This window comes from Spirosoma daeguense, assembly GCF_054776875.1.
Genome location: NZ_BAAHBF010000001.1, coordinates 137,396 through 150,995 on the forward strand (window position 1 = coordinate 137,396; position 13,600 = coordinate 150,995).

The following is a 13,600-nucleotide window of genomic DNA, read 5'->3' on the forward strand; positions in this document are numbered from 1 at the left end:
AATGATTTTTCGCGGCAGCTATTCAATCATTCACTCATTCTATCACTCAGAATTAAAAACCCGCCCGGATACCGAACGTAACGACTTTAGATGTTGGATAACTGAACTGATCGAAGCCCTGCGACGTGGAGTTAGCGCCACCACTTGAATTTACTTCGGGGTCCCACCACGAGTATTTTGTGAGCGTCAGTAGGTTTTGCCCGCTGGCGTATACCTGAATCGAACGCGCCCACTTGACACCCCACTGCTGAAGCGGCAGATTGTAAGCCAACTGAATGTTTTTCAGACGCATAAACGAGCCATCTTCCACAAACCGATCCGATACGTTGATCCGGTTTTTGTTGCTGATCAGCGGATATTTCGCCGTCTTATTCGATGGTGTCCAGTGGTTCAGAAATACCTCGCGGGGCATGTTCAGGCCGTTGTTGTAATCGACCGTGTTGTTGATCGAACTGGTGTTCATGATGTCGTTGCCCTGACTGCCTTGCAGGAAAATAGTCAGACTAAATCCTTTGTACGAAACCGTCGAATTGAAACCATAAATGAAGTTCGGATTTGGGTCGCCGATATAAGTTTTATCCAGCGTGTTCACAGCACCGTCGCCGTTGAGGTCTTTGTATTTCACAAGTCCCTGATCGGTATAGCCGTCTTCGACGTATCCCCAAAAACGCCCGATTGGTTGACCTTCGCGCAGAATATTCCGGTAATCGGTAATAGTGTTGATGTCGATGTAGCCGCCCAGAATATCCTGACCGCCGTAGAGCTTCACCACTTTGTTCCGGTTAAACGCAATATTGGCGTTCACATCCCATTTTACCGCTCCCCTCAGCAGATTCGAATTGATGCCAAATTCAAACCCTTTATTCTGCACCTCGCCCACGTTCTGAATCGTATTCACAAACCCCAGCGACGACGGCAGTGACACGGTATTGAGCAGATCGCGGGTGTTTTTGATGTAGTAATCAGCCGTGATAAACAGACGATTCTGCAAAATGGCTAAGTCGATACCAAAATCGGTTTGGGCCGTTGTTTCCCATTTCAGATTGCCGGGCAACACCGTTCCGGGTGCGTAAGTCGTGTATAAAGCATCATCGAAAATGGTTTTTCCCGAAAAAAGCTGATTCAACGTAGCGTACGCGCCAATGGCCTGACTACCCGTTTGTCCCCAGCTCGCCCGAAGTTTCAGATCGGAGATGAACGTATTGTCTTTCATAAACGCTTCGTTCGAAATCCGCCACGCCAGAGCCGCCGAGGGGAAATAGCCCCATTTGTTGCCACGGCTGTATTTCGACGACCCATCCATCCGAAAACTCGCCGTTGCCAGATACCGGCTGTCATACGAATAATTTACCCGACCCAGATACGACAACAGCGTCGATTTGGAAAAGCTCGACGTTGGAATGCCGGGCGTAGCAGCCGCCGACAAATCAAAGGTTTCGCTGGTATTGCTCAGATAGCCCACACCGGAGCCGCTGAGCGACGTAGTAATAAAGTCCTGATACGTAAATCCGGCAACGGCGGCAATTGAATGTTTCTGGCGAATGGTTTTGTTATAGCTGACCGTATTTTCGCTCAGCAAACTCGTAAACTGCGAGGTGTTGACGCTGGCACTACCCTGATTATTGACAAAACGGTTGGTCGTATACGAATCGCTGCGGTCGTCCGAATTTTCGATGCCGCCCGAGAATTTAAAGGTCAATTCAGGAATCGGGTTATACGTAACAGCCGCGTTGGTCAGCACCCGGTTGGAGCGGGTTACGGCGTTTTGCTCATTCAGAAAATTGATCGGGTTGATAAGCTGCGCCTGAATAAAAGCGTAGGCCGTACCAAACACCCGATACGTACCGTCGTCGTTGAAAGGCGTCAGAATGGGCGGAGCCGAAACCGCACCCGAAATCAACGAACCGCCCCGGTTACCACCCTGACTGTTCTGCGCATTACTTTTAATTCTGGACAACGTAGTGTTCAGGCTCACGTTTAGCTTACTGCTGATGGCATGGCTGACGTTGGCACGTAGCGAATAACGGTTATAATCACTCCCGCGAATGATACCATCCTGAGAAAACGCACTGCCCGATACCGAAAACTGGGTTTTGTCATTGCCGCCACTCACATTCAGCGACAGCGTTTTCATGGGCGCTTTCTGAAAGACGAAATCCTGCCAGTCGAAACCTTTACCGAACGCATTGATCTGATCCTGCGTAAAATACGGTTTCAAGCCATCGTTGGCAGCCTGTTCGTTGTAGAACGTAGCATATTCCGTAGCGTTCATCATATCGAGTCGCTTACGTAGCGTTTGCGTGCTATAACTCGTTTCAAAATCAACGTTTGTCCGGCCTGACTTGCCCCGTTTGGTCGTAATCAACACTACACCATTGGCTCCACGAGAACCATAAATAGCCGTTGCCGACGCATCTTTCAGGATCTCGATATTCTCGATGTCAGCATTGTTCAGTACGTTCGGATTACTACCCGACAGCGGAAACCCATCCACTACGTAGAGCGGCTCGTTACTTCCCTGAATCGAGTTCGTTCCCCGAATCCTGACGCTAACCGGTGCGCCGGGAGCGCCTGTATTCTGCAATACCTGCACACCAGCCGCCCGGCCCGACAACGCCTGTAATACGTTCGTAGCTGGATAGGCATTCAAATCTTTGGCTTTCACCTGCGCCAGCGAACCCGTCAGGTCACTTTTTTTAACCGTTCCATACCCCACCACCACCACCTCGTCCAGCGATTTATCGTCAGGAGCCATCTGAACATCAACCGAGGAGCGGCTCCCCATCACCACCTCCTGATTCTGATAACCCACAAACGAAAACACCAACGTAGTGCCCGGCCCATCGTTACGAGAATCAGGTATTGAAAGCCGGTATTTTCCTTCAGCGTCGGTAGTAGTACCACGTGTCGTATTTTTCACGACGACGCTTACTCCCGGCAAACCTTCGCCTGTTTCACTTTTTACGGTTCCCGTAATGGTCCGATCGAGAGGTTGCTGGTTGTCGATAAGACTAGTTTTTTGAAATATTTCGGGCAAACCGACCGGAGTAGCAGGACGAATGCTAATTAAAATTTGCTTACTCCCTACCACTTCATAATTCACCGGGATGTGGCTAAATAGCTGGTCGAGCACGTTTGCCAGCTTTTGGTTCGAAACCTTTATAGACACTCGCCGATTGGCCTGAATTTGCTGTGGTATATACGAGAAACTAACATTGGCCTGTTTTTCGATAGCCGTCAATATGCCACTAATCTCCTTACTATCAATTGACAATGTAATTTTCTGCTCTAGTAAAGCCTGTGCGTTGGCTGTTCGAGCATACGTAATATTCAGCAACAGTCCCGCCAGCAACAGTTGTATGAGGGTAATACGCATAAGCCTACGTGCGTAAGGGTGACAGAATAGCGGTAATTTCATACCTTTGGTTGTTTTTGTTTTAGGTTTAGACAAAGACAAATAGCCCCCAATACGTTTGACGAGAACGTAGCAGTTAGCAACTTAACGGGGCTTTACTTAGCCAGCGATGCTTGGACCCATCGCTGGCTTTTTTTACGTCTTATTTTCGCGTTACGCCATAATGTGCAGGCTAAGGTTAGATAATTGATAGGTCAACAGCCGGGTCCGGTAATAACAATTTGCGCGTCTATGACTTTGTACGTAGCACCCATCAGTTTACAGATTATGGTCAGCTTGCCATACAGATCTTCCTGATCTAAAGCCGTCGTTATAAAGCAGTTAGCCAGTATATCTTCATCATAAACAACGTCGATACCGTAGGTTTTCTCAATAGCGGTTAGGATAGACGATACGGGGGCATTCTGAAACGTGAACGATGTCTGCTCGGCTTTAGGAATCAACATAACGGGCTTTTCGACCAATGTCTTGACCAACCGTTGTTCGAGTCCCTGAAACGTTACCTGCTGATTAGGGGCAAGCACTACGCCAATCGTCTCAGGGTCGGCAGATGCTTTTGTCTGTGTGGCGAGTTTAGGCGAATAGACCGACACCCGTCCCGTCCGAACAGCTACGGTTACGTCGCGGTCGTTGGGGTAGGCTTTGACACGAAAGCTGGTACCTAATACTTTCGTTACCAAATCATTGGCATAAACAAAAAAGGGCTTTTGGGGATTTTTCTGCACGTCAAAGAAAGCTTCCCCCACCAGGGTAACTTCCCGTTTCGCCCCCGAAAACGGTTGTGGATACTGAATCTGACTGCCTGGCTGTAAGGTAACCACACTGCCATCGCTCAACGTAATCCGTTCGGGCTGTTCTGACGTATTGACTCGTTTGGTAAGCGTAAGCGACCTAACACCCGAAGCCATTTGATTCGGTATTCGGTTTAACGCGGCTGGCTGACTCAAAAAATACCAGGCCAATCCGCTGGCAAGCACAACAACCGCAGCAGCAGCCCAAACCGGTCGCCACCAGAAACGAACAGGCTGGGCTGGTGTTTGCGCTACTGTACGACTACGTAGTGCATCCCAGTTTCGAGCGAGCAGTAATGCTTTTTCCTGTTCAGAAACAGATTGACTTTCGGTGTCGAGCGAAGCATACCACTGGTCGAGCAGTACACGTTCTTCATCAGAGCATTCGCCCCGGAGGAATTTCGCCAGTAATTCTTCGTATTGCTTCTGATGCATCGGCCCAAGTGTTCATTCAAAAGGTATAGACGAACAAGGGCAAAGATTCCCTAGGCCAAAATCAGATTTTTTTGTGTTTTTTTTGAATACGTAAAGACGACGGTATTCAGATCCACAGAAATACTAGCCACGCCGTTGCGAAATCGCGCAAATGTGTACGCAAAAAAGCGGTTGAACGAGTCAGATGATATTCGATTGTTTTTTCGGAAAGGTTGAGCTGCTGAGCTATTTCACGAATAGTTAGGTGCTCGAAGCGGCTGAGGATAAAAATCTGCCGTGTTTTTTCGGGAAGCTGTCCCAACTGCCGCTGAACGGCTTCTGAAAGCTCATTCAATTGAACGGCCTCGATAGTGACAAAGGACTCCGTTGGGAAAAATTGCTGAAGTTGATCAAGGTAATGTTCTTCCTGAAGATGCCGACGGATGTAATCGATCATCAGGTTTTTGAGCGATACGCTCAGAAATGCCTGTACATTAATGATACGTAGTGTGGTTCGCTTCTGCCAGATCACAACAAATAACTCCTGCGCCATTTCTTCAGCCACTTCCCGGCGTCGAAGTTTCCGATTCGCAATCGCAAACATCTTATACCAATAGCGATCATATAGCTCCCGAAATGCCAGTTCATTATCGTTGGCAATCAGGGTTAAAAGCTCGTTATCTGTTCGTGTTTTCACTACGTATCCCCCATATTTATTGGCAAAGTTGTAAATAATACGGAAATATGTCAAAAACACTTCACCTAAGCGAAGCCTTGATCGGCAGAAAAATCACGAATAAAACGTAACGAGGAGTTAAGCATCATTCATTTGTCGGCAAAAATCGGTGTTCTCCTCTGAGTTTTGACGTCGCACACTAACGCATCCTGCCAATTTATCTCATTACAAATCTTCAAGTTTTCCGAACATAATCCGTTCTTTATTACCCTGTGTAACGACCAGCCAGATACTTCCCTGATGCGCCCTGAACGTAGGATACTGAAACGTTTGCGGGGTTTCGAACTGGTATTTCCGCTCCCAATGAATGCCATCTTTCGATACATCAATATTGAACACCGAACGGCCAACCCCATTAATCGTTCGACTGTCCTGCCAACCCAAGTAGTAGGTGTCGCCGAATTTATCGAACGTGGGTTTAGATGCAGCGCCACTGGCTACGAAGCTCTTATATTCACCGTTCGACCACGTAACGCCGTCTTTACTGGACGAAAACATATAATTTCCGCCGTCCTGCCGAATAATGGCAAGCCAGGAACCGTTGGGCAGACGATTGACGGCGGGTTCGCAAAGTTGCGCTTGCTGCGGCTCATTCATGTGCCCCACTACCTCAAAGGTGTCCATTTCCGGGTTTAAAACCGCCAACGCATTCTGGCGACCAATGTAGTTGTTAATGGCTACCCAGATTTTACCATCCCATTTCTTAAACGAGTCAAAGATGTACATACCAGCATCTTTTTCGGGCTTTTTAAATCCATTTTTCACCGCATCGGCATACAGGTAACGCGGCTGCATATCGAAAATACCCACACTTGTTTTCAGTTTCGCCTTATAAATCCGATTGGTAAATGCGCTGGTTTTCAAATCGAAATCCATATACCACGTTTGCGACTGGCGAATGCCCGGATTCTCGCTGGCAAAAAAACAACGTAGCGTATTATTGTCTTTCTGAATAATTCTCGGAACGAAGCAGGCTCCTGTGGGCAGCGTCTCATTGTCGAAAGGCTGATCGGATCTTGCCATCGAGATAACTTTTTCCAGTGTACCAGTTTTCAGATTCACGATCGAAAGAGCCGAGTAAATGAATGGCCAGTTAGCAGCCTCACCCGGTTTTATATCGTTAACTTCGGCAACCACATACGCATAATCGCCAACCATAACCATCTCGGCATCGTGCGCACCACGTACCTGCAACGCACTTACCTGTGTGAGTGTAGCCAGCACCTGAGCCGCTTTCTGTTGTGGGTTCCAACTAGCCGGAAGCAGATTTTGCCCTTGCACTGATCCACTTATCCACACCGACACGATTACAAGCAGGCGAAGAATGTTTTTTTGTGGCATGAGTTTGATGGTTTCTTTTGATAAGAAGGCGATTTGTGTGGGCATTTAACGGTACGTATCAAAAAAAATCCCCGGCAAAAACTGTCGGGAATTTAGGCATTATCAACCTATCTTATCTTCACAAGTTGGTTCAGATTAGCTGTGCGGTAATCGCTCCCCCCTGACAGACGTTATTTGCTAGTCCATTCGGTCATGATTTTAGCCTGATGCAACAAGGGTTTCAAACGTTGGTAAGGCACTTTCTGAACCGGCCACTGGTTATCGATAGCCAAACAGGCGGCAATGGAACTCGCCTGTCCCAGCGACATATAAACGGGTTCCATCCGAATTGAACCATAAGCAGCGTGGCTAGCCGATAAACAAATGGGAACCAATAGATTACTACATTCTTCCTCTTTGGGAATAATGGCACGATACGAAACCCCGTAAGGAGCTTTTGTCCTTTTCAGAAATACGCCTTCCCGTTCTACAAACCCGTCTTCGGTTACAAAATATTGGACAGCATGGGAGTCCTTGGCAAAACTGGCTAACGCAATCGGGTCATCAGCCACCGCTTCCTGGTCGCAATGATGTTGATTCATTACATAGTCGCTCACCATGCGTCGGGCCTGACGAATGTAAATCATGTAGGGAAATCCGCCATTCTTAACGAACTCATCTTTTGCATACCCCCAACGGCTCATTTCTCTACGAATGGAATCAGGCACACGCGGATGATTGGCCAGCGCCCAAAAATGTCCTTTTATATAGGTTTCATGGAGTTTTTCGATCTGCAACCGGGTTTTATAATCACCATCAGCATAGCCTTTATTAGCTCCAGCCATATCTGTACCCACTGCCCCGAAACTATTCCAGTCGATTTTCCGATTGGGTAACTTTACCCGACGACCAGGTAGACGGTGATCTCCTGCTTCAAAATTCCGTAACAATAACTCATGTTCTTTCTCTGAATAATCAGCTGGTTTTGTGAACGGGATTTGATTGTTGGGATCGTCGGTCAATGTCAGCCGGTAGTTATAAGCCTGAATCTGTTCGTCGGCTTCTCCATTTTTTTTGGTGAGTTTGTTTACCCACGGCAGTAAACCACTAGCTGGTTTTCCGGGAATAACGTATGGATCAACGTGTTTAATAAAATGATCATCTTCTCCCAAATCCGAAATATCGTCTAACGGCTTGTAGTCTCCCCGTAAAACACCGTTCAGCGTTTCGTTATACGTTGCATTTCCTTCCCGGCCTACTACGTAGCTAACCTGCGCTTTGGCCATCAGGTCTCCTTCGTAGGTGGCGTCAATAAACATCTTACCCGTGTAGACCTTTCCACTTTCGGCCCGAATGGATTGAATAACCCGGCCTGTTTTTTTTACGCCTTTTTTTAAGTCAAGGCGCTCATTATGCACAACCGGAATCTGATATTCCCGAATAAACTGGTCAAAAGCCTGTTCGGCAACATGCGGTTCAAAGCTGCGCGAAAATGGCTTACCAAGTACTTTCCCCATTCGTTCAAAAAACTCGCGTGACATGCCCGATACAGACGCGGCATTCCCCACGTCGGCATCGCTTAACCCGCTGCTGGTCATTCCACCCAGAAATGAATACGGGTTGACCAAAATGACCGATTTACCCATCCGCTTTACCTGCACCGCAGCCGTTACGCCTGCGCACGATCCACCGTATACTACTACGTCGTAGGTTTGCGCCTGCCCGTAGTTCATAATGCAAAGCCATAGTATGGTCAGGAAGCCTGTTTTTATGATTTTATTCATTGTGTTCGTTTATCGGCTAATAGCCTGAGTTTTGGGTTAACAGTGGATTAATTCGGCGCTCAACAGCAGGAATAGGCCATAGATACTGTTTGCTTTTGTCGAAACTCCGATTGGCGAGCACTTTTACAAAAGGCATCAGAGCTGTATAGTCAGGAATACCATCATCGTCAATAGCAGGTGTACCCGCAAAAGGCCATTTAGTACGGTCCTGATTGGCTGGGTCAGGAAAACCGATAACAGGTTTACTCAATGCTTTTTCAGCGATTTGCCAACGTATCAAGTCCATGTATCGTAATCCTTCACGCGCCAATTCAACCCGTCGTTCCCGTTTGAGAATGGTTCGTAACTGCTTCTGATTGAGCGTTCGAATAGCCGGGTAGTTCGTTTGCCCAGGCGTTACACCATAGGCCCTGGCTCTGATCTGATTAATGGCATCCAGTACCGACTGATCGATCGTGTTGAGTTCAATGTTGGCTTCGGCATACATCAGCAGGATTTCAGCGTATCGCTGGATAATAATGTCGGTGTCCATCACCCGCCGGTCTACCCAGTACTGTTCTATTCCTTTTTTCCATAGAAAGCCCGTCCAACTTGCAAAATTCTGCACGGCTCGTGTATCCAGATTGCTCACCATGGCACCCGTTTTGTAGTTTCTTACCTGGAGTGAATCGGGGTGTGGCTGGAAAGTAAAGCCTAACCAGGGTGTTCCAAATTCGACGATACTCATTGTCATACGTGGGTCCCGATTTTTGAAAGGCTGCTTTGGATTGTAAAGCGGAGATTCGTCGATGGGTAATCCATCCGTACACTCATACGAATCAATGATTTCCCAGGATGGAATCTGGGCTGCGGTTCCGCCATTAAGCCGGTTGAAATATTGCTGAACCACTAATGGATCGGCGCTGATAACCGCCCCGAATTCCTGACCTTGGGGAAGCGAAAAAATAATCTCTGGACTGGTTTGACCCGCCTTCAGAAACAGCTCGGCGTAATTTTTGTGCAATGAATAAACGCCCAAATCCATAACAGCCTTGGCAGCACTGCGGGCAACGTCCCATTTATTCATGTACAGGGCAATACGTGCTTTAGCTCCCAGAGCTACGCCTTTGGTAATTCGTTTTAACTCGCCCGAGCTGTAGCTTACAGGCAGATTGTTGGCGGCCCAGTCTAACTCACTGAAAACAAATTGCAGGACTTCATCTTTTGAGCTTCTTCCTAATTGGTAGGAAACATTCAGATCAATGGCTTCCTTTAAGAGCGGAACATCGCCAAAGTGCGTAATTAATCGACCATACTGAAAAGCCCTAAAAAAACGTGCTTCGGCTTCCAGCCGGGTAAATATAGCTACGGGCGTATTGGCTTTGGCGCGGTCTCTATTGGCTAGAAAACTATTGACACGGGCAATTTGCTGATACGCTGTGACCCAGTAGCTCAACACGTTGGCATCATCGGCATTTAACGTACCAAACGTAATAGGGTTTCCCAAAGCTCCTCGATCCCAGTGGCTATCGGTATACCGGTCAGGGTCATTATCGTAAAAGCCAGATCGGTACAAATCGTTGACGGCAAGCTCCAGTTCGGCTTGATTGGTATAAAAATTACCCGTTGAACTTTGGGATAGTGGATTCAGGTCGAGATTGACACAGCCTGTCAGACCCAAAACCACAGACAGAAGAAAAATAATGGATGGTTTCATGAGTAAGCAGGTTTAGAATTTGGCACTGACGCCCGCCATAAATGTTCGGACAATTGGGTACGTTGTCGCATCTACCTCGGGGTCCCAGCCAGTAGGAAACCTGTTCAGGGAGAATACGTCATTGGCTGCCACAAACAGGCGTAATCCCTGCATGTGTAGTTTCTTACTGACGAGTGGTGAAAGGTCGTAACCTACCGTCAGATTCTTAACCCGTAGATAGGCTCCACTGATTAGCCAGAAATCGGACATTGTATAATTATTGGCACTGGATGTCTGCGAGAGTCTGGGGTAGCGGGCTTGCCGGTTTTCGTCAGCCGATTTGGTTACGCTCCAGAATTTTCCGTCGATCTCTTGCGATACGTTACCAAAGCCCTCCAGAAAGGGTTGTGCCTGCACACTGGTACGTCTGGCCAACACCTTGCCTACACCCTGAAAAACTACACTGAAATCCAGCCGTTTATAGCCAACACTAACAGTACCGCCGTAGATGTAGCGAGGCAAAGAACCACCCAGCAACACTTTATCTTTATCCGACGTAATTTTCCCGTCGCCATCAATATCTACATATTTTATATCGCCCGGTTTGGTATTCGCATTCAGCACGGCTGATTTATTTACTTCTTCCTGCGTCTGAAATAACCCCGCCGACCGATAACCAAACCATTCATTGAATTCACCGCCCTGAATCTGCGCTTTGTCGCCCAGCAACTGCGTACCTTTCAGGTCGACCAATTGGGTTTTTGAATCCGATAGGTTGCCCGCCACGGAATACCGAAAATCGCCCTTCTGATCGCGCCAAGACAGCTCCAGTTCCCAGCCACGGGCATTGAGTCGGCCCGCATTCTGGTTCGGATTGGCATATCCTAAAAACCGGGGAATGTCGAGCGTTAGCAGAATATTTCTGGTATTCTTGTTGTAATAGTCGGCCGTCAAATTGAGTTTGTTCCCAAAAAAACTGGCATCCAGTCCAACGTCGAATGTTTCGGCAGTTTCCCAACTAATGTTTGGAATGGCATATACGCTTTGTGCACCCGTACCAGCCGATACTTTCTGACCACCCTGATAGAAAATGGCGTTATTGAACACAATCGACGCCTGATAAGGGTAATTGCCAATTCGCTCGTTTCCTACCTGCCCCCACGACGCCCGAAGTTTTAGAAACGACAACGATTTCACCTGCCTTAAAAAAGGTTCCTCCGAAATAGCCCAACCAGCCGAAAAAGAGGGAAATAATGCCCAGCGATAGTTTGGGTTGAAACGAGATGAACCGTCATAGCGCAGGTTAGCCTGAAGGTAGTATTTGTTCTGGTAGTTGTATTTTAATCGACCGAAAAAGGAACGTAACGCATATTCGGAAGCCGCCCCCGAATTGTCACGTAGCGCAAGCGACCCCAGATCGAGATAAGGAAATGACGTAAGGGTGTAGCCCGTTCGGGCCGAAGTCAGTGACTCTGAATAGTTATAATTTTCTTCATAACCCGCCAGCGCATCCAGATTATGCTGACTACCGAGGGTTTTAACATAGTTGACCAGAAACTGACCATTAAATGTAAACCCTTCGGGCCGAGCTTCGGTCAGGATCGTATTGGCCTGATTCCGGTATAATACCCGCGAAGGATCGCTCAAATCAGTATATTGAATGATCTTCGAGAACGATTTACTTTTATTAAAATCATATCGGGGAGCGGCAACTCCCGTCAGAGTAAGCCCTTCCAGCGGTTTAAAATTAATACCAAATCGGGCAATAAGCTGGTTGTTGACGGTTTGATCAGTTCCGCCGTCGTTCACCTGAGCAACAGGATTGATACCGTCTTTACCTGTTCCCCATCTACCATCAAGATACTGATCACTATAAATAGGCGGCACGTTGCGTGCGGTATAAAATCCGTTACGATCTCTGAGAGTAGATTCACCCGCCGGGTCTATATACTGATTTCTAACAAATGAAAGGTCGATATTGGCATCTAGTTTTTTACCGATTTGCAGGTCATTATTGACACGTAGTGAATACCGTGTAAACGATTTGTTCGGATAAAGCCCATTGGCTGTAGAGTATCCGAGAGAAGCCTGAGTTTTTACCCGTTCGCTCCCAATTCTGAAAGCGAGATTATGATCTTGTCGGGGAGCCGACGAGTAAAGGAATCGGGATTGCCAGTCTGTGTCAGGATATACATCTGGATTCTGACTATGATTAGCCGCATATGAATCAATCAGTTGCTGATTATAGGGAGCTTTACCTCCGTCGTTACTCGTGAATTCATTAAACAATTGCATGTACCGAACCGCACCAACGTATTTAGGAAGTCGCGTTGGTGTCTGTAAGCCATAGTTAAATGAGTATTCAAAATTAGCCTGACCCGTTTTGGCTCGTTTAGTTGTTACCAGAACAACGCCTGCGGCAGCACGGGAACCATAAATGGATGCCGAAGCCGCATCTTTCAACACAGTAATGGATTCAATGTCATTCGGGCTTACGTTGTTGAGATTGTCATTGGGAACCCCATCGATAATAATTAACGGAGCATTGTTGCCGATAGTCGTGATACCACGTAGTGTGATGGTCGATGTTGCCCCCGGTGCGCCATTGTTTCGCGTAACAGCAACTCCGGCCATAGCCCCCTGAAGCGCATCGGATACCTGAAGTGTTTGCCGCGTAGCGATATCTTTGGCACTAACTGTCGAAACAGCTCCCGTCAAATCTTTCTTTTGCTCTTTCCCATACCCCACCACTACCACCTCGTCCAACGATTTATTATCGGGCGAAAGTTGTACATCCACACTCGTTCGATTCCCAAGAACAACCTCCTGACTCTCATAGCCTACGAACGAGAAAACTAACGTAGCGTTTGGCAAATCGGTGTCCGCTACGTTCAGCCGGTATTTCCCGTCGGCGTCGGTGGTGGTGCCACGTGTGGTACTTTTAATCACTACGCTCACACCTGGCAACCCTTCGCCCGTTTCGCTTTTTACGGTGCCTGTGATGGTTCGGTCGGCCTTTTCGGTTGCTACCCCAAAGGCTTCTTCCTGCTTTCCGGAAGGCTCGGTTGGCAACGTAGCGGGGCTGAGTACAATTTGCCGACCCACAACCTCATACTGCAGACGTAGCGGTTTGAGCGTTTTGTCGAGCACATCACGTAGCGATTCGTTGGTGGCCACGAGCGTAATTTTTAAATCGACGGGAATTTCACGCGGGCGAAACGCAAACCGTATATTGGTCTGGGTTTCAATTTCTTTCAGCACTTTCCGTAAGCCCTGGTTTTCGAGCCGAACGCTTACCCGCTTGTCCAGTAATTCCTGGGCACTGGCATCATAAGCCAGTGATACGCCCGTAAAAATCACCGCCAGCAGCACCTGAAACAACGTCAGTTTCATGAGGTAAAGGAGGGTTTGGAAGGGTAATGGGTTTTTCATTACTTTGATCTGTTTTTGTTTTCGATAGACAAA

At 47.6% G+C, this 13,600-nt stretch carries 7 protein-coding genes; all 7 read right to left on the reverse strand.

Annotated features, from left to right (window positions below):
• Window positions 1-52 precede the first annotated feature (52 nt).
• The gene (locus ACYVD4_RS00430) at window positions 53-3,418 is read right to left on the reverse strand and encodes a SusC/RagA family TonB-linked outer membrane protein (RefSeq protein ID WP_460941637.1); all 3,366 of its coding nucleotides are present in this window, start codon (window positions 3,416-3,418) and stop codon (window positions 53-55) included.
• 191 nt (window positions 3,419-3,609) lie between these two features.
• Window positions 3,610-4,641, reverse strand: a complete 1,032-nt coding sequence (locus ACYVD4_RS00435) for a FecR domain-containing protein (protein ID WP_460941638.1) — start codon at window positions 4,639-4,641, stop codon at window positions 3,610-3,612.
• Between the two features lie 106 nt (window positions 4,642-4,747).
• A complete protein-coding gene (locus ACYVD4_RS00440) occupies window positions 4,748-5,317 on the reverse strand; it encodes an RNA polymerase sigma factor (protein WP_460941639.1) in 570 nt (189 codons plus the stop codon).
• Window positions 5,318-5,521: 204 nt separating this feature from the next.
• Complete coding sequence (locus ACYVD4_RS00445; protein ID WP_460941640.1) at window positions 5,522-6,697, reverse strand: sialidase family protein; 1,176 nt, start codon at window positions 6,695-6,697, stop codon at window positions 5,522-5,524.
• Window positions 6,698-6,867: 170 nt separating this feature from the next.
• Window positions 6,868-8,460, reverse strand: coding sequence for an FAD-dependent oxidoreductase (locus tag ACYVD4_RS00450; RefSeq protein WP_460941641.1), 1,593 nt, complete (start codon window positions 8,458-8,460; stop codon window positions 6,868-6,870).
• Between the two features lie 16 nt (window positions 8,461-8,476).
• Window positions 8,477-10,156, reverse strand: coding sequence for a RagB/SusD family nutrient uptake outer membrane protein (locus ACYVD4_RS00455; RefSeq protein ID WP_460941642.1), 1,680 nt, complete (start codon window positions 10,154-10,156; stop codon window positions 8,477-8,479).
• A gap of 12 nt (window positions 10,157-10,168) precedes the next feature.
• Window positions 10,169-13,567: a TonB-dependent receptor gene (locus ACYVD4_RS00460; protein WP_460941643.1), complete on the reverse strand. Its 3,399-nt coding sequence runs from the start codon at window positions 13,565-13,567 to the stop codon at window positions 10,169-10,171.
• Window positions 13,568-13,600 lie beyond the last annotated feature (33 nt).

Excerpts from the sequence above, each read along its gene's own strand:
- ACYVD4_RS00460 (WP_460941643.1), bottom strand. The coding sequence starts at position 13,567 with ATGAAAAACCCATTACCCTTCCAAACCCTCCTTTACCTCATGAAACTG.
- ACYVD4_RS00445 (WP_460941640.1), bottom strand. The coding sequence starts at position 6,697 with ATGCCACAAAAAAACATTCTTCGCCTGCTTGTAATCGTGTCGGTGTGG.
- ACYVD4_RS00450 (WP_460941641.1), bottom strand. The coding sequence starts at position 8,460 with ATGAATAAAATCATAAAAACAGGCTTCCTGACCATACTATGGCTTTGC.
- ACYVD4_RS00435 (WP_460941638.1), bottom strand. The coding sequence starts at position 4,641 with ATGCATCAGAAGCAATACGAAGAATTACTGGCGAAATTCCTCCGGGGC.
- ACYVD4_RS00430 (WP_460941637.1), bottom strand. The coding sequence starts at position 3,418 with ATGAAATTACCGCTATTCTGTCACCCTTACGCACGTAGGCTTATGCGT.
- ACYVD4_RS00455 (WP_460941642.1), bottom strand. The coding sequence starts at position 10,156 with ATGAAACCATCCATTATTTTTCTTCTGTCTGTGGTTTTGGGTCTGACA.